Below are 26,222 nucleotides of genomic sequence, written 5' to 3'. Positions count from 1 at the left end.
AATTTATGCATCTTTATGTGCTTACCAATTATGTCATCAAAACAAGCCAACCATTCGAGTAATGGAATCATTGGCTTAAGCACGATTCGGGTTAAGTAAAATATCTGCTGAAAAAGAAGAAGTTTTAGAAAGAATAAACCAGCTAAGTAAATTAAGAAATTTATTATTTGAAAAAGGAAAACCTTTAGAATTTGCAATATTAGATGCATTAAAAATTTTAGGCTTCTCTGTGTCTCAATATGAGGATGCTGATTCAGAATTTGATGCAGTTTTTGAGTCAGAAGAGGGGCGACTAATTGGAGAGGTTGAGGGAAAAGATAATAAGGCTATCAATATTGATAAGTTGAGACAATTATCTTTGAATATACATGAAGATCTACAACGAGAAGAGGTTTTAGTACCTGCTAAATCGGTACTTTTTGGAAATGCTTATCGCTTACTTCCTCTAGAAGAAAGACCTAATCCATTCACTGATAAATGTAGCTCTGCTGCCTTAGTTAGTTCGACTGCATTAGTTTTACCCCTGATCTTTTTTTAGTGGCTAAATATTTAAAGGATAATAAGAATGCCAGATTTGCAACACAATGTAGAAAATCTATTTTAGAAGCGGTTGGTCGAGTTAAATTTCCTTCTATCCCCACAAAAAATGGAAATACCCCTTTAAGTAATAAAAGATTAGATAACACTTGATTTAAATTTTTACTTAAAACGGTCATTTTAAATGATCATAAACCCCCTCGACATTCTGTTGTACTTTTTCGTATTTGATTGCTAGATATGACTCCTGTCGTATCTCTCGATCAAGATGCATCAACTTATTATTGTAGTTTTATGATCTGAAACATCCTATTCATGTATGAGTTTATTTAGAGGAAATGACGAAGATATCTAATCCGTTAAATCCCTAAAATTAAGCAGAAAAAACTTACACATTTCATATTTAACCTTTCCGCCATTGCCTCTCGTCAAAAAGGTCAATAAATAATCAATACTATCAAGTTATAGTATATGTACCATTTCTAAAATCTATGGAGAACAAAGATGGTGACTGCTGGCGAAAGACCCGGAACTGGTTTCTATTTTTGTGTCCAATGCGGACATCGCGTTTATTTAGAAATTGGTACTGATCGTTTACCTCCGTGTACCAAATGCCTTGGCAATCAATTCAACAGCAAGAATGCCTAAGCCGCAAACAACAAACAGTTACCCACTGTTTTAAAAAAAGCCCTATCACGCGATAGGGCTTTTTTGTTGGCTTAAAATATGAAATAAATAGATCGATCCTATACAGCAAACAAGGAAAGCCAACATGGAAACAATTTTAGGACTCTGTATAGGCGTAGGATTGAGTGCCGCCTGTGGTTTTCGTGTTTTTGTTCCTTTATTGGTGATGAGTATTGCGACCTTAATGGGATGGTATGAACCCGCAAAAGGCTTTGAATGGCTGGCGATTCCCGCCGTTTGTGTCGCACTGGGCTTTGCGACGATCTGTGAAGTCGCGGCATACTATGTACCGTGGGTTGATAATTTATTGGATACCGTCGCAACGCCTGCGGCAGTGATTGCTGGAACGCTGACCACGATGGCAGTAATTAGTGGAGAAATGTCTCAGTTTGCAAATTGGGCAGCCGCAATTATGGTCGGTGGCGGCACAGCAGGTGTGGTGCAAATGAGTACTGTTGCAGCACGTGGAATCTCGACGGCAACCACAGGCGGACTCGGTAACTTTATGGTGGCGACAGGGGAATTGATTGGCTCAATTTTATTGTCAGTTTTAGCGTTTGTGATGCCTGTGGCGATTACGGTATTGGTGATTGTTTTTGTAGTGGTAACTGTACGTTGGGTACGGGCAAACAAGCTAGAAAATATAAGCCCTTCATTGTAAGTTTATATATGGTGCGATGAATCTAGAGTTTATGGTCATTGCTGGAGTATTAGATAAATAAGCCGAAAATGTATCGAGCAGTGCCACAGTATTTTTAAGATTTGATGCTAAGATTTTTGGATGAATATTTCGACAAAAAAGGTTCTCATGAAAATTGTGGCGATTCAACCTGCATTAAAACTTGGACAAGTCGAAACAAATCTAAAAAAGCTTGAACAACTGATTTTAGCCGCATATCAGGAGCATCAACCTGATGTTATCGTGCTGCCTGAGTCCATGACTTCCCCAAATGTTTATTCACCACTGGCATTGCAGACACCACAACCATTACAAGGTGAGCCGTTACAACTATTAATTCGATTAGCAATGCAGCTCAATGTCGTTATCACTGGTGGATTTGTTGCAATTCGGGATGGACACGCTTACGGCACATATATCTTGGTCGAGGCAAATGGTGACTATCATCTGCATGACAAAGATATCCCAACGGCATGGGAGCAAAACTTTTATCGTGGAGGTGTCGATGATGGCGTTGTCGATTCAACCACATTGAAATGCAAAGTTGCTTTAGTTTCAGGGTGGGAGTGGGCACGTTACGGTACGGCCAAACGCATTCGAGATCAGCGCGCACAACTGATTTTAGGCGGCATGTGTTGGTACTCCATGCCGATCAACTGGTATGGCGTGTTAGGCAAGTGGATGCGACACGAACATGAAATCTATAAACAACAAAGTGAAGCTTTGCCTGCCCAAATGGCACGTTTGACAGGCATACCTGTGGTACATGCCGCACATGTGGGGGAGGTAATGAGTGATATGCCTCTGTTACCGCATGTGAAATGGTTGACTGAAATGGTGGGTGAGACTCAAATCTGCGATTCATCAGGCAAGGTATTGGCACGGATGAGTTTGGAGGATGGTGAGGGCTATATTGCGGCAGAAGTTGAAATCGCTGAGCCGCAGCCTTTGGATCAAGTGCAGCCGCGTTACTGGATTCCAGATATGACCGTAACTTCAAAATTGGCGTGGCATCTGGGCAATCTTCATGGCGGTTTAATGTATCGACTCCGACATCGCTTTAAAAAGTTTCCATGGCAAAATGAACAGTAAAATGCTGATCTTCAATTTTTAGTAACGCTGTACTATCGGTGATCTTTCACCTAAAAATAAGTGATTGAAACCTTATTAATCAAGCTGATTTTTCCAAACTAATGCTCGAAAAATCACAGTGAAGCGAGTAAATTACACTCACATTTTGATTCTGCGCTCAAGCTTATGGCAATCACTTGGATCTTGTTCACCCTCATGGCTGCATTTATGCAGGCTTGGCGCAATGCATTTCAAAAACAGCTCAGCACCACTGTTGATGTGTATGGAACCACATTAGCGCGGTTCTTATTTGCTCCGATTTTTGCCTTCAGTTATCTGGCTTTTCTCTATTTTCACCAACCTGTTGCTACTGAAGTTCATTTTTCTAATAAATTTTGGTTCTATGTAGTGATTGCAGGCATTAGCCAAATCTATGCGACTGCATTGATGGTCAAATTATTTCAACAAAAAAACTATGCGATTGGGGTTGGACTGGCCAAAAGTGAAGCGATCTTGGCGGCTTTAGTCGGTGTGTTGTTCTTACAGGAACATTTAAGCGTTTGGGGCTGGATTGGCGTTTCAATCGGCGCTGTGGCGGTTTTTCTCCTGAGTAAAGGTCATCAGCAGGCCCAATTATCAGTCAGAACTTTGATGATCGGTTTAGGCAGTGGTTTATGCTTTGCGATTACTTCATTGTTGGTGCGTGAAGCCAGTTTGGAACTGGGCATGTTGCCATTTCTACATCGTGCAGCTTGGGTGCTGTGCAGTCTGATCAGTTTTCAATGCATCATTATGCTGTTGTATCTCGGACTGTTTAGTCGAAAAACTTTGTATAGCATGTGGCAACGACTCGGGCTCACATTTAAGGTCAGTGTCTGTAGCTTCCTTGCCTCATTGGGCTGGTTCAGTGCTATGAGTATGCAGACGGTGGCGATTGTTAAAACGCTGGGACAGGTTGAAATTCTATTTAGCTTATTGATTTCAGCATTTTTCTTTAAAGAGAAACTGGCAAGAACAGATCATCTCGGATTGTGGTTAGTTATTGTGGCGGCAATTATGGTGATTTGGGCGTAGTGTCTGTTTATCTTGGAAACGTATCAATTTTACATGTCTATTTTTGATTAAAATTTCGATTAAATATGATTTATAGAGAATTTTAACTGTGTTTAAATCACAATAATGGTAAATAATTCTTATTATAAAAATAAATATGCAAAATTATTCCAAAATTGGCGGAAAATACCATTTTTTAGGAAAACAATCCCACAGCGATCCCCCTAAACTATGTCTCAAGGGTGTGAAAGGGATCGAAAAGAGTAGCATGCGCCGAAGCTTACAAAGCAAGTGTGTACTTACCCAAAAGGTCTCGATTCGGCTTAGGACGCTATAAATCAAAAGTTTATAGGCAAAGGTTGTGACTTACAAAGTCATAGGTGTTGAAGTAAACAACATGTTTTCCCTTGATACCCTTAAAAATTCTGCGAAATAACAATAAATAAGAAAAAAAACCATCTCACTTTTCCTCGCTGCAAAGTTCCCCATCCTCCTCAATGACCATATCTAAGTGATTGATTGTCAATAATTTGCCGCTGACTAAACATCATGTGACATTTTAATAAATTAAATATTTTCAATCATTTAGCTCTCATTGTCTCGGTTTGTATGAAAGTACATTGATTGACAGGCTTATGTTGAGTTGTTAGTTTGGGCCTAACTTTGGCAGGCTGGAGATTTTTTACACTATTTATTTATGAGATGGTTTGCATCTGATAGATCTTTATAGGGGGATAGTTGGAAGCCCCTAAGTGCAGAAAAGGACAATTAAAATGAAAGTGGGTATCATGGGCTTTGGTAAAACAGGCCGTGCAGTTGCATCCGTATTATTAGAGTCAAAAAAGACCAGTTTACAATGGGTTATTCGTCAGTCTAAACAGCTTGAGCACCGATCTGTTCCTGAATTTTTGGGGGTTGAGGCCGATGATCCAGGCATTATCCATTCAAAAGATGAGTATTCTATCGTTGAACTTCTCGATCGCTATCCAGTCGATGTGATTGTCGATTTTTCCTCAGAACAAGGCTTAGATTATTACGCTGAAGAAGCGGCAAAAAGAGGCATTACCATTGTCAGTGCCGTGTCCCAGTATCCCGATGCTCGCATCAATCAGCTCCATCAGCTTGCTGAAAGCACCTGTGTCTTGCATTCACCGAATATTACGATCGGTATCAACTTCCTGATTCTTGCCGCCAAGATTTTAAAAAATATCGCCCCTTATACCGATATTGATGTCATTGAAGAACACTTTAAAGCCAAATCTGAGGTGTCAGGCACAGCCAAAGTGATTACACGTGAGTTAGGGCTGTCTGAAGACACGATTAAATCAGTACGGGCTGGCGGGATTGTGGGGGTGCATGAAATCTTATTTGGTTTTCCATTTCAAACCGTTCGACTCAAACATGAGTCAATTACCCGTGAAGCGTTTGGTAATGGCATCTTATTTGCCATCGAAAACCTAAAAGATAAGCCTAAAGGTTTTTATAGTATGGAAGCGCTGTTATTGCCATTTTTTAAATTGGATGAGTCCGATAGCAGTATGCACATACAGCCAACGCGTTCTTGAGCAGAGGATTAGCTGAGCTTGTTTCACGTGGAACACCTTCTATTATCATTGTGACCCCGCCAAAATGCTTTTGCCGAATGATGGGAATTTCTTTATGATTTGCGCTGATATTTGTTAGCCCATTGCGCCCTTATGCCTCTAAATGACAACTTTGTTTATATGCCACCGCAAGATCCGTTAGAAATCTTGTATGAAGATGAAGACTTGTTGGTGGTGAATAAGCCTGCGGGGCTATTGTCGGTGATGGGGCGTTTACCTGAACATCAAGATAGTGCCTATTTACGTGTTTTGGAAAAATATCCGACCGCCAAAGTCACCCATCGTCTGGATATGGCGACCTCTGGTTTGTTGATGTTTGCTAAGCATCGTGATGCCGAGGTTGCAGTTAGTAAAATGTTTCAGGCACGAACCGTCAAAAAATATTATGTGGCTTTGGTGCAGGGGCAGATTCAGGCTGAGGGCAGTGTCGAGGTTCCATTGATTACCGATTGGGAAAATCGCCCACGTCAGATGGTGCATTTTGAAATAGGGAAGGCTGCCAAAACCTTATTTCAATCGTTGCACTATGATGCGGAAATGGATCAAAGCCGTGTGCGTTTAGAGCCTGTGACAGGACGTTCGCATCAACTTCGGGTCCATATGATGCATATTGGGCATCCGATTATGGGGGATAAACTCTATCATCCTGAACCTGCCAAGTTTCATTTAAAACGGATGGCTTTGCATGCCGCTTATCTCGCATTTCAACATCCCTTAAATATGCAAAATGTTGAGATTCATGCTGAGGTAAAATTCTAAAAAATAAAAGGGTGAGACGATGGTTTCAATTCAGCATACATCGTGGGTCGCATTATCCGAACAACAACAAGCCCAATTAAAGTTGTTGTTATTGGAAGCTGATCCCGATTGGGCGCAAATCTCGACTTATCTAGGGCAAGCAAATATCTTTGTGATTGTTGATGAGCAGAATCATATCATTGCGCAACTGTGTCTAACTCAAAATGACCATGAGGCGGAGATTCGAAATCTCGCAGTAGATCAAAGGATGCAAGGGCAGGGTTTGGCGAAGGCTTTAATTCAATCTGCGATTGAATATGTCGCGCCATTGGCAGTGCAAACTTTATGGGTGAAAACGGGGAGTTCGAGTCTAAATCAACTCGGGCTGTATCAGAAATGCGGTTTTCGCATGTCGCGTATCGAGCGCGATGCTTTTAAAAACTATCCTGAACCTATTTTTGAAAATGGCATTCGGTGTCTTGATCAAGTGGTGCTTTCAATCGAATTTAATCACCTTGCGCGATAATTCACAGCGATGATTTGGCTCAAGTTCTGGCTACAATAATTATATTAATGCGTCTAAAAACTGACATAAAAATGGTTTAATCTATAGCCAAACGATCAAGTCAAATACATAACAAAGGATATTCTTATGACACGCGACCCTGAACAATTTCCCGATGACGACAACGGCAATGTGCTATGGCAAATGTTTGAAGATGGCAACGACCTGAGCGAACCCCATGAGGTGGAGTTTTCGATTGTTTTTGAGAAACAAGAACAAATTGAAAAATGTGCTTTGCATCTTTTACATCAAGAGCAAAAAATCTCAATGTTTCAAGAAGAATTGCACTCAGACGGTTCGGATATGTGGGTGCTGAATATTCATGTCAATATGATGCTTGAACATGAAGATATTGTAGATTTGGAAGAGTGGATGACTCGTATCGCCCAAGAGTTTGAGGGTGAGTATGATGGTTGGGGCTGTATGAGTTACATCTATGATGAAGAAGATGAATAATCATGGATAAAATATGACTCAGCTCGCTTGATACGGGCTGAGTCATATTGATTAGAATTTGAATTGAGCTGACACTGAGGCATTCAAAGGTTCACCTGGCTGAACCCATAAATCACTATAACTCGAAACATAATAGGTTTTATCAAACAGATTATTCAGGTTGAATTGATAGCGTAAGCGATCAGACGGTGCGTAATAGGCATTTAAATTAACCAGTGTGTAGCTTGGCAGATTAAAACCATTATCAAGATTATGACCACTACGCTCACCGACATAAGTGAGGTTGGCACCTACACCTGCTGTTCTCGCATCTTGTTGTAAAAATTCATAATTGGTACTGATAGAGCCTTGGTGTTTAGGCACATTGCTGAGGCGTGCCCCTTTTGCTAAGTCTTGGTCTTTTTCGATCTTGGCATCGGTATAGCTATAGTTGGTATTGAGTGACCAGCGATCCGTGAATTGACTGTTGAGATCCAATTCAATACCTTGGCTGCTGACTTCACCCGCAGCGGTTTGAAAACCATTGTCGATCGGATCTGTGGTCAGTACGTTCTGCTTTTGCATTTTGAATAATGCGAGACTAAGCAAGCTGTGGTCATTGATCTTATATTTACTGCCGATTTCATAGCTTTGACCTTTTTCAGGAGCAAAGTTTTCACCATTGCGATCCATCCCACTGTTCATCGCAAATGAGCGCCCATAATTACTATAAAACGACCATTGATCCGATGCTTTGAAATTGACACCGAAGCGTGGACTGGCTTGGTTAAGACTTTGCTTGTGCTGTGTTTGCCCCAGATGATTTTCAAAGTTTTGTTCGACTCGATCAAAGCGAGTCCCGACTAAGACGCTCCATTGATCATTGAAGAACATCTGATCTTGTAGGTTGAGCGCAAAATAACGTTGTCGCTCATCGGTATCTGTAAATGGCGCTAAGCTTGGTGAGTACTGTCCATAATTTGGCTGATAAATATCAGTGGTATTGGGGCGGTCAGCACTATGATTGCGACGTAATTGATATTGACGATAGTCCAATTGTCCCAATTCTGTTGAAACAACAACTTCATGACGTGCCCATGTGCTGTCTAATTTTCCCAGCAGTTCGGTTTGTGCCAGTACATCTTCGCTTTGATAATCACGATAACGACGTTGGCGTTCCAATGTTCGAGCATCGGCTTGCATACGCCGTGGTTCAGTTGAGAAACCAACCATTTGCGCATCTTTATAACTGAGTGCACTGTTGAGTTTCCATGCATCATTAAATTCATGGCTTAAACGCAATTGATAAAAATGGTCTTTGACGCGCATATCGCCATCACTGGGTTCACCAGTGAAGGTTTTCGGATTCATCACAAATTGTTTCTGAACTGTGCTGATGCCACGGTCAAAGGTGCCCAAATGTTGGGTAAATTCACTGTCAAAATCGAGTTGGGTTTGGTCTGAAATTTTCCAAGTCAGTTGTGGTGAAAAGAACCAACGTTCGCTACTGACATGATCACGGAAGCTTTGATTGTCTTCATGAGCAACAGCAAAACGATAAGCCAGTGCATCATTGATTGGCGCAGTGTGTTCGAGGCTGATGCGGTATTGCTCTTGGCTATTGGCACGAAGATGAATTTCGCTCTCGCTTTGCCACTGTGGTTTTTTACTATTGATATTGAGTAGCCCGCCTGTTTCTCCACGCCCATACAGTGCAGCCATCGGTCCTTTTAGAAAATCCAGTGATTCGATATTGACCATATCTTTGGGTGCGCTGACCCCACGATTCACGCTTAAACCATTACGAATGGTTGCAGCACCGAGATTGGGATCGCTACTAAAACCGCGAAAGGAATAATTATCCCAAAATCCGCCGCCATAGTTATTTTGATGAAACACACCACTGACCAAGGTTAAGGCATCGTCAATGCGTTGCACATCTTGTTGCTCGATCACTTGTTGAGAGATAAAAGAGCGGTTAAAGGGGATATCGAGAACATCGTGGGAGAATTTGCTTGCGCTACTGTTTTGCTGGATATCCTGTTGAGATGTATCCGCTTGAATACGGATGGTTTCAAGTACCGTGGTCGGGTCATCTGCCCATGTTGTTGTAGAGAAAAGACCAAGCCCCAAGCAAGACCAAAATCCAAGTGTGCGTTGCATAAATCATCAACCAAAGAAAGACAAAAGGAGTATTTTGTAATAGTATAACATTACATTAATTTTTAAATCTTTTTTTGTTATGTCCTTAGTGAAAACGAGCCAACGGTTACAGTCGATTGACGCATTGCGAGGTTTGGTTATTCTGATCATGTTGCTCGATCATGTCAGAGAAACTTTCTATCTGCATAAACAAGTACCAGATCCAATGGATGTATCTGCGACTGAACCCGCTTTATTTGGCAGTCGTGTATTGGCACATCTTTGTGCGCCTATTTTTGTATTGTTAACGGGTATTTCAGCTTTTCTGTTTTATTCAAAAACACAAAGTTTGCAACAAACACGGGCTTTTTTATTAAAGCGTGGTCTGTTTTTAATTGCACTTGAGTTGACGTTGGTCAATTTTGCTTGGACCGCAACATTCCCACCTGACGTGATTTATTTACAAGTGATTTGGGCGATCGGGATCAGTATGGTGGTCTTGGCGGCGTGTGTTAGTTTGCCCTTACCTGTGATTGTACTGAGCGCATTTGTGATTATTTTTGGGCATAATCTTTTGGACAGCGTGCATTTCTCCGAAGGAACTGTAATGCAGACATTGTGGCTGGTTTTGCATGAGCGTGGTTGGATCGAGTTTGCAGGAATCAAATTACGTACTTCATATCCAATTTTACCGTGGATTGGCGTGATTTTATTGGGCTATGCCTTGGGACATTTCTTTAGTCAAAAATACACCGCCAAACAAAGAAATCAGTATTTATTGGGCATCGGCTTGATCAGTCTCGGATTGTTTATTTTACTGCGTTTGATCAATGTCTATGGTGATCAGCCTTGGCAGCATTTTGATACTTTACAACTCAGTATCATGAGCTTTTTTAATCTGACGAAATATCCACCCTCATTACTTTTCCTTTTGTGGAATGTCGGTGTGGGGCTAATCCTTTTGGTGGTATTTGATCGTTGGCAACAACGCCAATGGTTTAAACCGTTGGTGGTGTTTGGTTCAGTGCCGATGTTCTTTTATCTACTGCATTTGTATGTGTTGAAGTTGCTCTATGTGCTTGCGGTAAGTATTTGGGGTGTCAATCAAGGCGAGTATCTTTCGGTTGCGCATGTATGGATGCTGTGGCTGATTTCGATTGGATTGTCTTTTGCGCTTTATCCTGTGGTGAAGTGGTTTTCAACATTCAAACATCAAAATAAACACATCGCGATTTTAAAATATTTTTAATCGTGAAATATCTGTATCTCTAAAGCGTGTCCGATTGGATACGCTTTGTATCAGGGCTGTCGTAAACGACGTGAACGTCAGCTCCTACTCATATCTAAGTATAAAGATTCTTTTACTTCCTCCATCACCACATAACTATGTGACGATGCAGATGCGGGTAGTTTTTTCAATAAGTCACCCAATAAGCGTCGATAAGCACTCATTTCTTTGAGTCGTGCTTTGACTAAATAGTCAAACTCACCTGAAATCAAATGACATTCTAATACTTCGGGAATATCGACCAGATCTCTCGCGACCTGATCAAATACATCGCCTGATTTGGCAGATAGCTTAATTTCTAAAAATACCAATAAGCTGCGATCCACATACGCAGGGTTGAGCCGAGCGTAATAACCCATGATCACACCTTCACGCTCCAATCGTTTCACACGCTCTGAGCAGGGCGTGGTCGATAAATTGACACGTGAGGCCAGCTCACTAATCGCAATACGACCTTCACGCTGCAAAATCTCTAAAATCAGGCGATCAATACGATCTAATGTACGCATAGATTATTTCCTTTTATTTTAATTTTTTCATGATAAATCGATTAAATTACCTAGATTATAAGCATAAAAACAGTCAAAAAAACTATTGATACGAAAATATACTAGTTAAATAAACTAGTGGGCGAGAGGGACCTATTATGCGCGTTATCGTTTTAGGAAGTGGTGTTATTGGTGTGGCAAGTGCTTACTACCTTGCGCAACAAGGTGCCGAAGTGACTGTACTTGATCGTCAGTCTGGTCCTGCCCAAGAAACGAGTTTTGGTAATGCAGGGCAAATCTCGCCGGGCTACTCAACACCGTGGGCTGCACCCGGTATTCCGTTTAAAGCAGTGAAGTGGATGTTCCAACATCATGCACCGCTTGCAATAAGTGTGGACGGTAGTATGTGGCAGCTACAGTGGATGGCACAAATGCTAAAAAACTGTAATCCACAAAGTTATGCGGTCAACAAAGAACGCATGATGCGTGTGGCTGAATATAGCCGTGATTGTTTACGTGACCTCAGAGCGCAAACAGGTATTCATTATGAAAATCGCTCTAAGGGCACACTACAAGTGTTTCGCAATGAGGCACAACTTGAAGCGGTACAACGTGATATTCAAGTGTTAAAAGAATGTGGTGTGGACTTCAATTTGCTCAATGCTGAACAACTGGGCAGTGTTGAGCCTGCATTAGCGCATAGCGATAAACTGGTGGGTGGTTTGCATTTGCCGAATGATGAAACAGGCGATTGCTACCTCTTTACCAATGCTTTGGCAAAAATCGCCCAAGACTTGGGTGTCGAATTCAAATTTGATCAAAATGTGGAAAAACTGATTGTTGAAGGCGATCAGATCAAAGGCGTGATGGTCAATGGTGAAATCCTGACTGCAGACCGTTTTGTGCTGGCCTTTGGCAGTTATTCACGTGATTTCCTGAAACCACTTGAACTGAATTTACCTGTTTATCCAGTGAAAGGTTATTCACTCACCGTGCCGATTGTTGATCCTAGCCTTGCGCCACAATCAACTGTATTGGATGAAACCTATAAAGTTGCGCTGACGCGATTTGATCAACGGATTCGTGTCGGTGGTATGGCTGAGTTAAGCGGTTTTAATCTGGGCTTGAATGAAGACCGCCGTGGCACTTTAGAAATGGTGACACGAGATCTATTTCCCGGTGGAGACTTAGAACAGGCATCATTCTGGACGGGTTTACGTCCGATGACCCCAGACAGTACCCCGATCATTGGTGCGACCAAATATAAGAACCTATTCTTGAATACAGGGCATGGCACGCTAGGTTGGACCATGGCTTGTGGTTCGGGCAAGTTGATCAGCGATTTGGTTATGAATCATCGTACCGAGATTAGTACCGATGGTTTGTCGATTCAGCGTTATTCACACGCGGCATAAGTTGAGTTTACAAGGAAGTTAATCATGCCTCGTCCAATAACTGCGGTGATTCACAGTCAAGCATTACGCCAAAATCTTGAGCGTGTTCGGCAATCTACGCCGAATAGCAAGGTCTTTGCTGTGGTGAAAGCCAACGCTTACGGACATGGGATCGAACGTGTCTATGACGCTTTTAAAACAGCGGATGGCTTCGCCTTACTCGATATTGATGAAGCCAAACGTTTACGCGCATTGGGGTGGTCAGGACCGATTCTGTTGCTTGAAGGCATTTTTTCACCCCAAGACTTGTTTGACTGCGCGCAATATCAACTCAGTTTCACGGTGCATAGTGAGCAACAGCTGGAATGGTTGCAACAGCATATCTATCCTGCGCAGTTTGATATCTTTCTGAAAATGAATAGTGGGATGAATCGTTTAGGCTTCAAGCCACAACAATATCGTCAAGTTTGGCGACATCTTCAGCGTCTGAGTAATGTCGCAAAAGTCACCCATATGATGCATTTTTCTGATGCGGATGGAGAGCGATTCGGTCAAGTCGGGGTGGATTATCAACTGACCGAATTTGAGAGCAATATTCAAGATTTGCCCGGTGAAAGATCGATCAGCAATAGTGCCGCCATCCTCAGATACTCCACTCAACTGCAATCTGATTATGTCCGTGCTGGCATTATGCTTTACGGCAGTTCGCCTGATTATCCAAAACACACGATTCAAGATTGGGGACTCGCCCCAAGCATGAGTCTGCGCAGTGAAATTATTGCAATACAACAATTAAATGCCCATCAAAGCGTCGGTTATGGCTCTAGTTTTGTCGCAGAACAGCCAATGAGCATAGGCATCGTCGCCTGTGGTTATGCTGATGGTTATCAACGTATTTCACCGACAGGCACACCTATTTTAGTGGATGGCATTCGTACCCGCACCATTGGTCGAGTCAGCATGGATATGTTGGCTGTCGATTTAACGCCCATTCCAAATGCTGTGATTGGCAGTGAAGTTGTGCTTTGGGGTAGATCAACAACAGGAAGTATTTTATCCATTGATGATGTTGCAGCAGCCTCAGGCACAGTTGGCTATGAGCTGATGTGTGGTGTAACTGCCCGTGTCACATTCATCAATCAAGACTAATATCTAATAAGAGGAAGGAAATCATCATGTCACATTCTGATATTCAGAAAATCAACTCAACCGAAGTCATGAGTGCCGTCACTGTTTTTAACAAGGTGGTGTATTTATCAGGACAAGTGCCTAAAAATCCAGACCTCGATATTGAAGGACAAACTCGAGATATTCTGGCGACGATTGAGCAGCTCTTGGCTTCGGCAAATACCGATAAATCACGTTTATTGTCGGTTCAACTGTTTTTAAAAGATCTCTCAGATTTTCCAACGGTCAATGCGATCTATGTGGATTGGTTAAAAGGTTGTGTCGCACCGTCGCGTGCCACGATTCAAGCCGATTTGGTCAATCCGAACTGGCTGATTGAAATTGCAGTGATTGCAGCACAAAAATAAAGCAAACAGTGATCATTTTGCTTAAATAATATTAAAAAAGATGAAAAGTAACGTATTTATTGTAGATAAAACAGCAGCAGATGCGTATTTTCTTGCAATGAATATGCGCCAGCCATTTTAACAGAGAGCGAATCAACGCAACAAAATAAAAAGGCTGGCTCATACAGGAATAAGAAAAAGGGAACTTTTTATGACGGTTACGCAACAGCATTCAGAAGATCAACACGCACCAAACGATTTGCAACGCAAGCTTTCCAATCGTCATTTACAAATGATTGCCATTGGTGGTGCGATCGGCACTGGACTATTTATGGGTTCAGGCAAAACCATTTCTCTGGCAGGTCCCTCGATTCTTTTTATTTACATCATCATCGGGACGATGTTCTTTTTTCTGATGCGTGGACTTGGTGAGTTATTGCTTGCCAATTTACAGTATAAATCTTTCGTGGATATGGCACATGATCTGATTGGACCATGGGCAGGGTATTACATCGGTTGGACCTATTGGCTCGGTTGGGTGCTGGTTGGGATAGCAGATCTAGCTGCGGTGATCAATTATCTGGGTTTCTGGTTACCTGAAGGTGTGTCATTTACGCCGATGGGGCAAGCCTTGATTAGTGCAGGTTGTGTGCTGTTTGTACTAGGTCTTAACTTGCTGACAGTACGCTTATTTGGTGAGATCGAGTTTTGGTTTGCCTTGATTAAGATTCTCGCGATTATCGGCTTGATTGGTGTCGGCGGTTATATGATTTTTAGTCATTTCCAAGCGCCTGAAGGTGCTGTGGCATCGTTAAGTAATGTCTGGTCACATGGTGGCATGTTCCCCAAAGGTTTGGATGGCTTTTTAGCAGGGTTCCAAATTGCGGTGTTTGCCTTTGTTGGGGTGGAGCTGGTTGGAACCACTGCGGCTGAAACCAAAGATCCGCATAAGAACCTCCCGAAAGCCATTAATGCCATTCCGATTCGGATCATCTTGTTCTATGTCTTGGCACTGTTGGTGGTGATGGCGGTCACGCCTTGGGACAGTATCCGTGCGGATAAAAGCCCATTCGTGGAGTTATTTATGAATGCAGGGATTGTCACCTCTGCGATTATTATGAATTTAGTGGTGCTCTCTTCGGTGATGTCATCCATGAATAGTGGCGTGTTCTCGACCAGTCGGATGTTGTTTGGTTTATCTAAAGATGGTCAAGCGCCTGCGGCATTAGGGCGATTGTCGAAAAAAGCCGTACCTGCCAATGGCTTATTTTTCTCTTGTGTTTTTATCATGGGCGGTGCGGTGCTACAGTACTTTGTACCGAATACGCTGGAAGCCTTTACTTTGGCGAGCGCACTGTGTGTGATTTTATTTATCAGTGTTTGGAGCCTGATTATGGTGTGCTATATCCGCTACCGTAAATTACGCCCTGAGTTACACTTGCAATCGAATTTTAAAATGCCGGGTGGGGTTTGGATGTCTTATCTGGTGATTGCATTCTTGCTGTTTGCCTTGGTGATTTTGGCACTTGAACCAGATACTTTAAAAGCACTCTATGTCAGTCCAGTTTGGTTGCTGATTTTAGCTGTGACCTACCAGTTCGTGTACAAACCACGGATGCGAAAACTGCAACGAGAGTTGGCATAATTTAGGTATCAAACGATACCTAAAAGAGCTGATCCTAAAGGATTGGCTCTTTTTTTATCTGCCATTTAAATCGTTAATCAATGAGCAAATGCTGATATTGATCAGCTTGTTTACGCAAATAATCCCAAACCAGTTTAATTCGTGGTTCATGCTGTAAATCAACAAAAGTCAGCATCCAAAAGGTATGGTTAAAGCGAACCTGTTGCTCTAAAACTTCTTCAAGCTCAGCTTTGTCGTCTGCCAAAAATTTGGGTAAAATCGCCAACCCTGCACCTGCACTCACCGCAATCTGTTGCGCCAAAATACTGCTGCTGCGAAAGTTCGCATTCAGTTTTAAGGGTAAGCGTTCTAGGCAATACAATTCAGGGCTATACACCAGATCATCAATGTAATTCACAAAACGATGTTGGGTTAAATCCTCCAGCCGACGGATCGGTGGGTTTTGCGATAGATAATTTTTGCTGCCATAAATTTTTAAACAGTAATCTGATAAGCGCGTGATGATATAAGGGCCAGAGGTGGGGCGCTCAATCGATACCACGATATCGGCTTCACGATGTGAAAGCTTAATCATTTTCGGCACAGGAATGAGGTCAATGGTCAGCAGTGGATATCGAATCGAAAACTCGGCTAACAGACGTGCAAGGAATGCCGTACCAAAGCCTTCAGGTGTGCCAATTCGCACACGACCTTGCAACGGTTGATGTGGTTTTTCGATTTGTAAGAACGCTTGTTCCATTTGTTCAACCTGCGGAACAAGCGCCAAACCCTCAAAGGTCAGTTCATAGCCAGTAGCTTCACGTTTAAAGAGTGTGGTGCCTAAAGCTTGTTCCAAAGCCTGAATACGCCGTGCCACGGTACTGTGTTCGACACCAATGATACGTGCAGCACTGGTCAAGGTCTTGGTTCGTGCCAGAACCAAAAAAAATTGCAGATGATCCCAATCCACTTTCATTGTTATTGCATCCCTTGTGCATATTTGCACACCAATCGTGCATTAATTTGCATTGGTGGTCAAAGATTTGTTTGTTAGTCTCAACCAATGGTTAAAAAAAGAAAATACGACGAATCGCTATTTTCGAACATCTGAACACAATAAAAATAGTGCCTATGGAGAGGTTATGAATACAATCCAAAAAATCGAATTGGAAACCGCTAAATTACTCATTAACGGACAATTCATCGAATCTGAAACACAGCAATGGCAAGACATCGTCAATCCTGCAACTCAGGAGGTAATTGGTCGTGTGCCTTTTGCGACGATTCAGGAAGTGGATGCTGCCATTCAAGCTGCACAAGATGCTTTTGCGACTTGGCGTCAAACCCCGATTCAGGCACGTATGCGCATCATGCTCAAGTTGCAAGATTTGATTCGTGCCAACATGAAAGAAATTGCACAGGTACTTACCGCTGAACAGGGTAAAACTTTAGCGGATGCTGAAGGTGATATTCAACGTGGCTTAGAAGTGGTTGAGCATGCGTGTTCCGTCGGTACACTGCAAATGGGTGAGTACATCGAAGGTGTCGCGCGTGGGGTTGATACTTATACCTTGCAACAACCGTTAGGTGTTTGTGCAGGTATTACCCCATTTAACTTCCCAGCCATGATTCCATTGTGGATGTTCCCAATGGCAATCGTCTGTGGCAATACCTTTGTATTGAAACCCTCTGAACAAGATCCTTTAAGCACCATGATGTTGGTTGAACTTGCGATTCAGGCCGGTGTGCCAGCAGGTGTACTGAATGTGGTACATGGCGGCAAAGAAGTGGTGGATCGTCTCTGCACGCATCATCATATTAAAGCGATTTCATTTGTCGGTTCAACTGCGGTGGGTACCCATGTGTATAACCTCGCAGGACAACATGGCAAACGTGTGCAATCGATGATGGGTGCGAAAAACCATGTGGTGGTGATGCCAGATGCCAACAAAGAACAAACCCTCAATGCCTTGGTTGGTGCGGCTTTCGGTGCAGCAGGACAGCGTTGTATGGCGCTATCGGTTGCGGTGATGGTCGGTGAGAGCAAGCAATGGGTTCAAGAGTTGGTTGAAAAAGCCAAAACTTTAACCGTGAATGCGGGGCATGAGCCGAATACAGACATTGGTCCTGTGATTTCTCAACGCGCCAAAGCACGCGTGATTGACTTGATTAATAGCGGTGTCGAGCAAGGCGCAGAGCTGTTACTCGATGGTCGTGATGTGCAAGTTAAAGGTTATGAATCAGGTAACTTTGTTGGTGCGACCATTTTTAATGGCGTGACCACTGACATGCGCATCTACAAAGAAGAAATCTTTGGACCAGTGCTCGCAATTATTGCTGTAGACACTTTGGAGCAAGCGATTGAGCTGATCAATGCCAATCCATTTGGCAACGGTGTCGGTTTATTTACTCAAAGTGGTGCCACAGCACGGACTTTCCAAAACTTAATTGATATTGGTCAAGTTGGGATCAATATTCCAATTCCTGTACCTGTGCCATTCTTTAGCTTTACAGGTTCGCGTGGTTCAAAACTGGGCGATTTGGGACCATACGGTAAGCAAGCTGTACAGTTCTATACCCAAACCAAAACCATTACCAGTCGTTGGTTCGAAGACAGCCACGAAGTGGGCAGTGTAAACACCACCATTAGTTTACGTTAAGGGGATCACGGATGAATATCGCCTTTATCGGTCTCGGAAATATGGGCGGCAGAATGGCCCATAACCTGCTCAAAGCAGGGCTTACCGTCTATGGTTATGACCTCAGTGACGTGGCAAATCAGCACTTCGCTGACGCGGGTGGCATCGTTTGTGACAGTCCACAAGCCGCAGCTAAACATGCAGATGTGGTGATCACCATGTTACCAGCAGCAAAGCATGTTAAAGAGGTTTATCTCGGTGAAGATGGTGTGTTGGAGGTCTTGAAAGCAGGTGCTTTGTGTATAGACAGCAGTACCATTGATCCACAGACTATCAAAGATATCGCCGCGCTTGCACAAAGTAAAAATATTCACATCTGTGATGCGCCTGTGTCGGGTGGCACTATTGGTGCGCAAGCGGGCACCCTAACTTTTATGGTGGGTGCTAATGATCAGACCTTTGAGGAAGTCAAACCTGTGCTCAGCCATATGGGTAAAAATGTCATCCATTGTGGCGAGGTCGGTGCGGGGCAAATTGCCAAGATTTGCAATAACTTAATCCTTGGAATCTCAATGGCTGCTGTGGCAGAGGGCATGGCATTGGGTGCGAAACTTGGCATTGATCCGCAAGCATTGGCAGGTGTGGTGAACACCTCAAGTGGTCGTTGCTGGAGTTCAGAGATCTGTAACCCGTGGCCACATATCAATGAAAATGCACCTGCTTCTCGTGGCTACCAAGATGGTTTTGCGACACAACTGATGCTGAAAGATTTAGGTCTGGCGGTCGAAGCGGCAGGTCAGGTCAAACAGCCTATTTTGTTAGGCGGTATGGTGCAGCAGCTATATCAGCAGATGTGTATGCGTGGAAATGCGCATTTGGATTTCTCCAGCATTATCCAGCAGTACCTTCCAGAAGAAGTCTAAGTACCAAGCTATAAGCACGAAGCCATAGGATGGCTTTGAATCATGAAACTCTGTCGTGAATAACTACAAATCCAGACTGAGGGAATAGAGATGTTAAATTATAAAGATGTCGCACAAGCTTTTGATTTAGAAAGCACAGCTAAAAAAATGCTGTCAGGTTCATTAGATGCACTCAATGCGTGTTATGAGTGTTGTGACCGACATGTAGACGGTGAAAAAGTGGCTTTGTATTGGCAAGGCAAAGATGGACGCAAGGAGCAATACACCTTTGCTCAATTACAACAGTGGTCCAGTCAATTTGCCAACTTTTTAAAATCACAAGGTGTACAGGCAGGCGATCGTATTTCGGGATTATTGCCAAGAACGCCTGAACTGATCGTGACGATTTTAGCCGCATGGCGAATTGGAGCCGTATATCAACCACTGTTTACGGCTTTTGGCCCTAAAGCCATTGAACATCGTATACAGCTAGCACAAAGTAAGTTAGTGGTGACGGACTTAGCAAACCGCAGCAAGCTGGATGAGATTGAGCAATGTCCTGCGATTGTGACGGTTGCTGATGCTGAAGGCACACCACTTACAGTGGGTGATTTTAACTTTTGGAATGAGCTGAATCAGCAGTCTGATCAATGTGAATTGGTCATGCGCAATATCCAAGACCCGTTCTTACTCATGTTTACTTCAGGCACAACTGGACCTGCAAAACCCCTCGAAGTGCCGCTAAAAGCTTTGATTGCATTTGGTCGTTATATGCTAGATGCGATTGGTCTAACTGAAGACGATGCCTTTTGGAATATTGCTGATCCGGGTTGGGCGTATGGTTTGTACTACGCGATTACTGGACCATTATTCTTGGGTCATGCAACTTTGTTTTATGAAGGTGGTTTTAGCACCGACAGTCTGTGTCAAATCGTCAAAGATTATCAGATCAGCAACTTAGCAGGTGCACCAACGGCCTATCGGATGATGATGGCGGCCGATCCAGCGCAAATGGCAGTGTTAAATGGTCAATTTCGTGTGGTGAGTAGTGCAGGTGAGCCGCTCAATCCAGAAGTGATTCGTTGGTTTAAACAGGTACTTGATGCGCCGATTTATGATCATTATGGGCAAACTGAAGTGGGTATGGTGGTGTGTAACCATCACGGTCTAAGTCATGAAATTCGTGCAGGTGCGGCAGGTTTTCCAAGTCCGGGTTATCGGGTTGCGGTGGTCAATGAACAAGGCGAAGAACTCCCACCAGACACCGCCGGAATATTAGCAGTGGATATCAGCCAATCACCGATGATGTGGTTTGGCGGCTATAAAGAAAGTCGGAAATCACCTTTTGTTGGTCATTACTATTTAACAGGCGATACTGCTGAATTACATGCCGATGGCAGTATGAGTTTTGTCGGGCGTAGTGATGATGTGATCACCACATCAGGCTATCGCATTGGGCCATTCGATGTCGAAAGTGCATTGCTCGAACACGATGCGGTGATCGAAGCTGCTGTGGTTGGTGTACCTGATCCAGATCGGACTGAATTGGTCAAAGCCTTTGTGATTTTAGCGGCAGGCATTCAGCCTTCAAATACATTGATTGAAGAGCTGAGCCAGTTTGTGAAAAAACGTCTTTCTGCGCATGCCTATCCACGTCTGGTTGAATTTGTGACAGAACTGCCGAAAACACCAAGTGGCAAAATTCAGCGCTTTTTATTACGTAATCAGGAAATTGCGAAACAACAAGCGAAAGCAGGTTAAAGGACGAAAATATGCAGTTGACCGAAGAACAATTACTCATTCGTGACATGGCGAAAAGCTTCGCCCAAGAACAAATCAGACCGTATGCCAGTGATTGGGATCGAGACGGCACCTTTCCCAAAACCGCTTTGGCGCAAATGGGGCAGCTCGGCTTTATGGGCATGTTAGTACCAGAGCAATGGGGAGGATCTGATACTGGCAATCTTGCTTACGTGTTGGCACTGGAAGAAGTCGCTGCTGCGGATGGCGCGACCTCGACTATTATGAGCGTGCACAACTCGGTCGGTTGTGTGCCGATTTTAAAATTTGGCAATGACGAGCAAAAGGAACGCTTTTTGAAGCCCTTAGCACAAGGTGAAATGATAGGTGCATTTGCTCTAACTGAACCACATACCGGTTCGGATGCTGCTGCGCTTAAAACCCGCGCGGTCAAAGATGGCGATGATTACATTCTCAATGGTGCGAAACAGTTTATTACCTCGGGTCATAATGCAGGGGTGATTATTGTGTTTGCGGTTACTGATCCGAGTGCAGGCAAAAAAGGCATCAGTGCCTTTTTAGTACCGCGCGATACGTCAGGTTATGAAGTCATTCGTGTCGAAGAGAAATTAGGTTTACATGCTTCGGATACCTGTCAGATCGCCTTGACTGATGTTCGTGTGCACAAAAGTTTGATGTTGGGTAAAGAAGGCGAGGGTCTAAAAATTGCACTCGCGAACTTGGAAGGTGGTCGTATTGGTATTGCTGCACAAGCGGTGGGTTTAGCACGAGCGGCACTAGAAGAAGCGACGCGCTATGCCAAAGAACGTCTGACTTTTGGCAAACCGATTTTTGAGCATCAAGCGATTGCCTTTCGTCTTGCTAGTATGGCAACAGAGATCGAAGCTGCACGACAACTAGTTCATTATGCTGCACGTCTGAAAGAAGCAGGCCAACCCTGTTTGAATGAAGCATCCATGGCGAAACTGTTTGCCTCGGAAATGACGGAGCGCGTTTGCTCAAATGCGCTACAAGTCTTTGGTGGTTATGGCTATCTCAAAGATTTTCCGATTGAGCGTATCTACCGTGATGCACGAATTTGTCAGATTTATGAAGGCACTAGCGACATTCAGCGTTTAGTGATCGCACGTAGCCTATAAAACCAAAACAAGGAATGAATGATGCAGTGGCAAACTATTTTATTGGAAAAGCGTAATGGTGTTGGGTTAATTACCCTCAATCGTCCTAAAGCGTTGAATGCCCTAAACAGTGAATTGATCAGTGAAGTGAATCAAGCCCTCGATCAACTAGAAAAAGATCGTGAGATTGGGTGTATCGTGTTAGCGGGTTCTGAAAAAGCCTTTGCAGCAGGTGCGGATATTAAGGAAATGGCAGAGTTGAATTTTCCTGATATTTATTTTGATGATTTTTTCCATCTCGCAGATCGTATTGCTCAACGCCGTAAACCTTTGATTGCTGCTGTCAGTGGTTATGCTTTGGGTGGCGGTTGTGAGTTGGCTCTGATGTGTGACTTTATCTACTGCGCTGACAATGCCAAGTTCGGCTTACCTGAAGTCACTTTAGGTGTGATTCCGGGGATCGGTGGTACACAACGTTTAACCCATGCGATTGGTAAAGCCAAAGCGATGGAAATGTGCCTCACCGCACGACAAATGGGTGCAGTAGAAGCGGAGCTAAGTGGTTTAGTTGCACGTGTATTCAACAAAGAAGACCTACTCGAACAAACCTTACAAGCAGCAGAACAAATTGCGGCACGATCACTTACCGCCAATATGATGCTGAAAGAAACCATTAATCGTGCATTCGAAGTCAATCTGACCGAGGGTTTACGATTTGAACGACGCATGTTCCATTCTATTTTTGCCACTGCGGATCAGAAAGAAGGCATGCAAGCTTTTGTTGAAAAGCGGCAGGCAAATTTTAAAAATCAATAAGAGATCAACAAAATGAACAAAGAAAATCACTTAATGATTGAGCAACAAGCTGGTCTTGGCATGATCACATTGGATCGAGTGACCCATCTCAATGCTTTGTCTCTTGAAATGATTGATGGGGTTCGAGCACAACTCGAACTTTGGCGAGATGATGCTTCTATCCAAGCGGTTTTGATCAAATCGAATAGCCCAAAAGCTTTTTGTGCAGGTGGCGATATTCGCTATCTGTATGACAGCTATAAACAGGGAACAACTGATCATCAAGGCTATTTTAGTGCCGAATATCAGATGCTCACCACCATCCGTGACTACCAAAAACCGGTCATGGTGCTGTTGGATGGTTATGTACTCGGTGGTGGTTTTGGCTTAGCGCAAGCTTGTCACATTATTGTGAGTAGTGAGAAATCACGCTTTGCCATGCCTGAAACAGCGATTGGTTTTTTCCCAGATGTTGGGGCAACGCATTTCCTGTCCAGACTGGATGATATTGGTGTGTATATGGCGATCACGGGCGAGCAAATCAGTAGTAGTGATGCACTCTATCTGGATTTGATCGACTATCACTTACCGAGCGAGAAGTTACAAGCGCTGCAAGATGCACTGATCGATGCGTCAGATTTGAGCAAAGAACACATAGAACAAATTGTCAGCCGTTTTATTACGCGTCCTGTTGAAAGTGAATTAAAACAATTGGCGGCAGCGATTCGTAAACATTTTGGTTTTCAACATTTGGATGAGATTGAACAGAGTCTTGCAAATGAACAAGACGAGCAGCTACAACCGTGGGCAAACAAAATGCTCCATCTTCTGCAACAACGTTCTTTTGTCGCCAAACAAACCAGTTTAAAACTGCAACATTTAGGGCGTGGGCTTTCATTAGAGCAATGTATGCAACTTGAGCGTGATTTGCAGGATATTTGGTTTGAGCATGGCGACTTTATTGAAGGGGTACGTGCGCTGATTGTTGATAAAGACAAACAACCTCAATGGAAGAAAGCCAACCCTGAACTGGAGCAAATTTTAGAAAAACTTAGCTAAACACATTATAAAAAAATAAAAAAGCGCACAGAAAGACAGCGGGATTTGAAATGCTTATGGTCAGGGTTGCCCATAAGCATCAAAACGCAAAAACAAGAAGATCCAAGAAAGGAAAATTGTGATGCAAACAGTAAATGGAAACGGTTCAGCCCCTAAAAAGTCGTCACATCGATTGGCAGGGATTTCTAGCATGGTCGGCACCACCATTGAGTGGTATGACTTTTTTATCTATGGCGCGGCAGCAGCGCTGATTTTTAATAAGTTATTTTTCCCAAATCTTGATCCACTGACAGGTGTGTTGGCTGCATTTGGTACTTATGCGGTTGGTTTCATTGGACGACCGTTAGGTGGTTTAGTATTTGGACATTTTGGTGACAAGATCGGTCGTAAATCCATGTTGTTACTGACCCTGATGCTCATGGGTATTCCAACGATTCTGATCGGGCTGTTACCGACTTATGAAACAATAGGCTATTGGGCTGCGGTTTGCTTGGTGATCTTACGCTTTGTTCAAGGTATGGCGATGGGTGGCGAGTGGGGCGGAGCTGTACTCATGGCAGTTGAACATGCACCTGAAGGCAAAAAGGGTTTTTGGGGCAGTTTGCCTCAAGCCAGTACAGGTGGTGGTTTGATGCTGGCCTCAATTGCACTTGGGCTTGTGTCCTTGCTTCCTGAACAAGCATTGTTTAGTTGGGGGTGGCGTATTCCTTTCCTAGCGAGCATTGTTTTACTCGGTGTGGGGTGGTATATCCGTGTCAAAGTGCCTGAATCACCTGACTTTGAAAAAGTAAAACAGCAAGCCGAACAAGTCAAAGTCCCTGCATTACAAGTGTTTAAGCGTCATCCTAAACAACTCATTACTATTATCGTGGCACGTGCGGCCGAAAATGCATGGTTCTATATTGCCTCCACTTTTACTTTGGCATATACCACGGCCCAATTGGGGATTCCACGACAAGATATTTTATTTGCCACCATCTGTGGTGCAGCGGTAATTTTGTTTATGACACCGCTGTGTGGACATCTGTCAGATAAAGTTGGTCAGCGCAATATGTTTATGTTTGGCTTATGTGTGTTGGCACTGTTTAGCTATCCATTCTTTAGTATGTTAAACACCAAAGATCCTGTATTGGTCTGGACTGCAATTGTTTTGGCAATCGGTGTGGTTTTCCCAATTATGTACGCACCACAAGCACAACTATTTGCACGTCAGTTCCCTGCTGAAATTCGTTACAGTGGTATCTCGATCTCAGTGCAATTAGCAGGCGTATTGGGTGGGGGAATCGCACCATTAATCGCCACTAAATTATTGAGCGTCGGAGGTGGGAATCCTTATCTGATTATGATTTATATTGGCTCGATGGCGCTGGTGGCGATTGTCGCCACTACCTTTATGCCACGAGATCGAGTTTATCGAGCGGATGGTGCGTATATGCAATCAGAAGATTTAGATTTGAAAACCAAAATCACTGAACAATCATAGCGAATAGATGTATAGACAGAAAAAAGCCCTAATCTTTCGACTAGGGCTTTTCTTGAATCTGGAGCGGGAAAGAAGACTCGAACACCCAATCTAACTTTAGCTATAGTCACGGACATAAATTATGCTAGATGATAATCTATAGAACTACCATTTATTGCTAATCGTTGTTTTGAGGTTTGAATATGATTGAAATTGCTCAACAGCAAGATGCAAAAGTAATCTTAAATGTTATCAAAAAAAGTATAGTGTCCTGCTCTCTAGATCATCAAGGTAATCAAAATGTTATTGATGAATGGTTATCAAATAAAACTGAAGAAAATATCATTCACTGGATAAACAGCTCTTATTCGTATGTGTATAAAAAGGGCAATAAGATTGTAGGTTTTATTTTGATGTCTAAAGGTGGAGTCATCCTTCTAAATTATGTTCTGCCTGATTATCAAGGCGATGGCATCGGAAGTGCAATGATTGATTTCATCATTTCTCTTTCTCACCAACTCGATAAAATTACGCTTGAATCTACACTCACTGCGAAAAAATTTTATGAGCGTAAAAACTTTATCATTCTGGAAGAGATCTACGAATATGAAAAGTTAGTCGGCTTTAAAATGCAATTAAGGCTAGCTGGCAATCTTGCTTAAAAGAT

Annotated in this window: 25 protein-coding genes; 22 read left to right on the top strand and 3 right to left on the bottom strand. The window is 43.1% G+C overall.

Going from position 1 to position 26,222, the window contains the following annotated elements; all coding sequences use genetic code 11:
- Positions 1-229: 229 nt before the first annotated feature.
- The 9 genes from MMO38_RS12555 (at position 230) to MMO38_RS12515 (ending at position 7,390) form a co-directional block, all read left to right on the top strand.
- Entirely contained in the window at positions 230-538 is a 309-nt protein-coding gene (locus MMO38_RS12555; protein ID WP_241323747.1) for a hypothetical protein, read from the top strand.
- A 503-nt stretch (positions 539-1,041) separates the two neighbouring features.
- Entirely contained in the window at positions 1,042-1,185 is a 144-nt protein-coding gene (locus tag MMO38_RS12550) for a zinc ribbon-containing protein (RefSeq protein ID WP_153569164.1), read from the top strand.
- Positions 1,186-1,309: 124 nt separating this feature from the next.
- Positions 1,310-1,885, top strand: a complete 576-nt coding sequence (locus MMO38_RS12545) for a DUF4126 domain-containing protein (RefSeq protein WP_241323746.1) — start codon at positions 1,310-1,312, stop codon at positions 1,883-1,885.
- 147 nt (positions 1,886-2,032) lie between these two features.
- Positions 2,033-2,995 carry a carbon-nitrogen hydrolase family protein gene (locus MMO38_RS12540; RefSeq protein ID WP_241323750.1) on the top strand — a complete coding sequence of 321 codons (963 nt, stop codon included), beginning with the start codon at positions 2,033-2,035 and terminating at the stop codon, positions 2,993-2,995.
- Positions 2,996-3,160: 165 nt separating this feature from the next.
- Complete coding sequence (locus MMO38_RS12535; protein WP_241323745.1) at positions 3,161-4,048, top strand: DMT family transporter; 888 nt, start codon at positions 3,161-3,163, stop codon at positions 4,046-4,048.
- Between the two features lie 752 nt (positions 4,049-4,800).
- Complete coding sequence (locus tag MMO38_RS12530) at positions 4,801-5,592, top strand: dihydrodipicolinate reductase C-terminal domain-containing protein (protein ID WP_004668005.1); 792 nt, start codon at positions 4,801-4,803, stop codon at positions 5,590-5,592.
- A 132-nt stretch (positions 5,593-5,724) separates the two neighbouring features.
- A complete protein-coding gene (locus MMO38_RS12525; protein ID WP_241323744.1) occupies positions 5,725-6,390 on the top strand; it encodes a pseudouridine synthase in 666 nt (221 codons plus the stop codon).
- A gap of 19 nt (positions 6,391-6,409) precedes the next feature.
- A complete protein-coding gene (locus MMO38_RS12520) occupies positions 6,410-6,895 on the top strand; it encodes a GNAT family N-acetyltransferase (protein WP_241323743.1) in 486 nt (161 codons plus the stop codon).
- Positions 6,896-7,021: 126 nt separating this feature from the next.
- Complete coding sequence (locus tag MMO38_RS12515) at positions 7,022-7,390, top strand: ribonuclease E inhibitor RraB (RefSeq protein ID WP_004668009.1); 369 nt, start codon at positions 7,022-7,024, stop codon at positions 7,388-7,390.
- A 51-nt stretch (positions 7,391-7,441) separates the two neighbouring features.
- On the opposite strand, the gene MMO38_RS12510 is transcribed toward MMO38_RS12515, so the two are convergent.
- On the bottom strand, positions 7,442-9,532 hold the full coding sequence (locus MMO38_RS12510) for a TonB-dependent siderophore receptor (protein ID WP_241323742.1): 2,091 nt from the start codon (positions 9,530-9,532) through the stop codon (positions 7,442-7,444).
- A gap of 79 nt (positions 9,533-9,611) precedes the next feature.
- Here MMO38_RS12510 and MMO38_RS12505 point away from each other — a divergent pair, with 79 nt between their 5' ends.
- Complete coding sequence (locus MMO38_RS12505) at positions 9,612-10,760, top strand: heparan-alpha-glucosaminide N-acetyltransferase domain-containing protein (protein WP_241323741.1); 1,149 nt, start codon at positions 9,612-9,614, stop codon at positions 10,758-10,760.
- A gap of 77 nt (positions 10,761-10,837) precedes the next feature.
- On the opposite strand, the gene MMO38_RS12500 is transcribed toward MMO38_RS12505, so the two are convergent.
- Positions 10,838-11,308, bottom strand: coding sequence for an Lrp/AsnC ligand binding domain-containing protein (locus tag MMO38_RS12500; protein WP_004668012.1), 471 nt, complete (start codon positions 11,306-11,308; stop codon positions 10,838-10,840).
- 137 nt (positions 11,309-11,445) lie between these two features.
- Here MMO38_RS12500 and MMO38_RS12495 point away from each other — a divergent pair, with 137 nt between their 5' ends.
- From MMO38_RS12495 to MMO38_RS12480, 4 genes are all read left to right on the top strand, one after another.
- Positions 11,446-12,702: a D-amino acid dehydrogenase gene (locus MMO38_RS12495; RefSeq protein WP_241323740.1), complete on the top strand. Its 1,257-nt coding sequence runs from the start codon at positions 11,446-11,448 to the stop codon at positions 12,700-12,702.
- Positions 12,703-12,726: 24 nt separating this feature from the next.
- A complete protein-coding gene (gene alr, locus MMO38_RS12490; protein WP_241323739.1) occupies positions 12,727-13,830 on the top strand; it encodes an alanine racemase in 1,104 nt (367 codons plus the stop codon).
- A 26-nt stretch (positions 13,831-13,856) separates the two neighbouring features.
- The gene (locus MMO38_RS12485) at positions 13,857-14,216 is read left to right on the top strand and encodes a RidA family protein (protein ID WP_005194535.1); all 360 of its coding nucleotides are present in this window, start codon (positions 13,857-13,859) and stop codon (positions 14,214-14,216) included.
- 190 nt (positions 14,217-14,406) lie between these two features.
- Positions 14,407-15,840, top strand: a complete 1,434-nt coding sequence (locus MMO38_RS12480; RefSeq protein ID WP_241323738.1) for an amino acid permease — start codon at positions 14,407-14,409, stop codon at positions 15,838-15,840.
- A gap of 73 nt (positions 15,841-15,913) precedes the next feature.
- Here MMO38_RS12480 and MMO38_RS12475 read toward each other — a convergent pair whose 3' ends face one another.
- A complete protein-coding gene (locus MMO38_RS12475; RefSeq protein WP_004668017.1) occupies positions 15,914-16,795 on the bottom strand; it encodes a LysR family transcriptional regulator in 882 nt (293 codons plus the stop codon).
- Positions 16,796-16,961: 166 nt separating this feature from the next.
- On the opposite strand from MMO38_RS12475, the gene MMO38_RS12470 reads away from it, so the two are divergent.
- From MMO38_RS12470 to MMO38_RS12435, 8 genes are all read left to right on the top strand, one after another.
- A complete protein-coding gene (locus MMO38_RS12470) occupies positions 16,962-18,479 on the top strand; it encodes a CoA-acylating methylmalonate-semialdehyde dehydrogenase (RefSeq protein ID WP_241323737.1) in 1,518 nt (505 codons plus the stop codon).
- Between the two features lie 11 nt (positions 18,480-18,490).
- Positions 18,491-19,381 (top strand): 3-hydroxyisobutyrate dehydrogenase, encoded by an 891-nt coding sequence (gene mmsB / locus MMO38_RS12465; RefSeq protein ID WP_241323736.1) that lies wholly within the window; start codon positions 18,491-18,493, stop codon positions 19,379-19,381.
- A gap of 90 nt (positions 19,382-19,471) precedes the next feature.
- The gene (locus MMO38_RS12460; RefSeq protein ID WP_241323735.1) at positions 19,472-21,121 is read left to right on the top strand and encodes an AMP-binding protein; all 1,650 of its coding nucleotides are present in this window, start codon (positions 19,472-19,474) and stop codon (positions 21,119-21,121) included.
- A gap of 11 nt (positions 21,122-21,132) precedes the next feature.
- Entirely contained in the window at positions 21,133-22,260 is a 1,128-nt protein-coding gene (locus MMO38_RS12455; RefSeq protein ID WP_241323734.1) for an acyl-CoA dehydrogenase family protein, read from the top strand.
- 21 nt (positions 22,261-22,281) lie between these two features.
- Positions 22,282-23,055, top strand: coding sequence for an enoyl-CoA hydratase (locus MMO38_RS12450; RefSeq protein WP_241323733.1), 774 nt, complete (start codon positions 22,282-22,284; stop codon positions 23,053-23,055).
- 12 nt (positions 23,056-23,067) lie between these two features.
- Positions 23,068-24,093, top strand: coding sequence for an enoyl-CoA hydratase/isomerase family protein (locus MMO38_RS12445; RefSeq protein WP_241323732.1), 1,026 nt, complete (start codon positions 23,068-23,070; stop codon positions 24,091-24,093).
- Between the two features lie 121 nt (positions 24,094-24,214).
- Positions 24,215-25,576, top strand: coding sequence for an MFS transporter (locus MMO38_RS12440; protein ID WP_241323731.1), 1,362 nt, complete (start codon positions 24,215-24,217; stop codon positions 25,574-25,576).
- 182 nt (positions 25,577-25,758) lie between these two features.
- On the top strand, positions 25,759-26,217 hold the full coding sequence (locus tag MMO38_RS12435) for a GNAT family N-acetyltransferase (protein ID WP_241323730.1): 459 nt from the start codon (positions 25,759-25,761) through the stop codon (positions 26,215-26,217).
- Positions 26,218-26,222 lie beyond the last annotated feature (5 nt).

Origin of the sequence: Acinetobacter sp. NIPH 1852 (assembly GCF_022549455.1) — a bacterium.
Taxonomy (GTDB): Bacteria; Pseudomonadota; Gammaproteobacteria; order Pseudomonadales; family Moraxellaceae; genus Acinetobacter.
The sequence above is the reverse complement of the archived record's forward strand: the minus strand, read 5'-3'. Positions and strand labels throughout refer to the sequence as shown.

Bases quoted from the DNA above. Each gene is read 5' to 3' on its own strand.
- MMO38_RS12550 (WP_153569164.1), top strand. From the start codon at position 1,042: ATGGTGACTGCTGGCGAAAGACCCGGAACTGGTTTCTATTTTTGTGTC.
- MMO38_RS12545 (WP_241323746.1), top strand. From the start codon at position 1,310: ATGGAAACAATTTTAGGACTCTGTATAGGCGTAGGATTGAGTGCCGCC.
- MMO38_RS12540 (WP_241323750.1), top strand. From the start codon at position 2,033: ATGAAAATTGTGGCGATTCAACCTGCATTAAAACTTGGACAAGTCGAA.
- MMO38_RS12535 (WP_241323745.1), top strand. From the start codon at position 3,161: ATGGCAATCACTTGGATCTTGTTCACCCTCATGGCTGCATTTATGCAG.
- MMO38_RS12530 (WP_004668005.1), top strand. From the start codon at position 4,801: ATGAAAGTGGGTATCATGGGCTTTGGTAAAACAGGCCGTGCAGTTGCA.
- MMO38_RS12525 (WP_241323744.1), top strand. From the start codon at position 5,725: ATGCCTCTAAATGACAACTTTGTTTATATGCCACCGCAAGATCCGTTA.
- MMO38_RS12520 (WP_241323743.1), top strand. From the start codon at position 6,410: ATGGTTTCAATTCAGCATACATCGTGGGTCGCATTATCCGAACAACAA.
- MMO38_RS12515 (WP_004668009.1), top strand. From the start codon at position 7,022: ATGACACGCGACCCTGAACAATTTCCCGATGACGACAACGGCAATGTG.
- MMO38_RS12510 (WP_241323742.1), bottom strand. From the start codon at position 9,532: ATGCAACGCACACTTGGATTTTGGTCTTGCTTGGGGCTTGGTCTTTTC.
- MMO38_RS12505 (WP_241323741.1), top strand. From the start codon at position 9,612: ATGTCCTTAGTGAAAACGAGCCAACGGTTACAGTCGATTGACGCATTG.
- MMO38_RS12500 (WP_004668012.1), bottom strand. From the start codon at position 11,308: ATGCGTACATTAGATCGTATTGATCGCCTGATTTTAGAGATTTTGCAG.
- MMO38_RS12495 (WP_241323740.1), top strand. From the start codon at position 11,446: ATGCGCGTTATCGTTTTAGGAAGTGGTGTTATTGGTGTGGCAAGTGCT.
- alr (WP_241323739.1), top strand. From the start codon at position 12,727: ATGCCTCGTCCAATAACTGCGGTGATTCACAGTCAAGCATTACGCCAA.
- MMO38_RS12485 (WP_005194535.1), top strand. From the start codon at position 13,857: ATGTCACATTCTGATATTCAGAAAATCAACTCAACCGAAGTCATGAGT.
- MMO38_RS12480 (WP_241323738.1), top strand. From the start codon at position 14,407: ATGACGGTTACGCAACAGCATTCAGAAGATCAACACGCACCAAACGAT.
- MMO38_RS12475 (WP_004668017.1), bottom strand. From the start codon at position 16,795: ATGAAAGTGGATTGGGATCATCTGCAATTTTTTTTGGTTCTGGCACGA.
- MMO38_RS12470 (WP_241323737.1), top strand. From the start codon at position 16,962: ATGAATACAATCCAAAAAATCGAATTGGAAACCGCTAAATTACTCATT.
- mmsB (WP_241323736.1), top strand. From the start codon at position 18,491: ATGAATATCGCCTTTATCGGTCTCGGAAATATGGGCGGCAGAATGGCC.
- MMO38_RS12460 (WP_241323735.1), top strand. From the start codon at position 19,472: ATGTTAAATTATAAAGATGTCGCACAAGCTTTTGATTTAGAAAGCACA.
- MMO38_RS12455 (WP_241323734.1), top strand. From the start codon at position 21,133: ATGCAGTTGACCGAAGAACAATTACTCATTCGTGACATGGCGAAAAGC.
- MMO38_RS12450 (WP_241323733.1), top strand. From the start codon at position 22,282: ATGCAGTGGCAAACTATTTTATTGGAAAAGCGTAATGGTGTTGGGTTA.
- MMO38_RS12445 (WP_241323732.1), top strand. From the start codon at position 23,068: ATGAACAAAGAAAATCACTTAATGATTGAGCAACAAGCTGGTCTTGGC.
- MMO38_RS12440 (WP_241323731.1), top strand. From the start codon at position 24,215: ATGCAAACAGTAAATGGAAACGGTTCAGCCCCTAAAAAGTCGTCACAT.
- MMO38_RS12435 (WP_241323730.1), top strand. From the start codon at position 25,759: ATGATTGAAATTGCTCAACAGCAAGATGCAAAAGTAATCTTAAATGTT.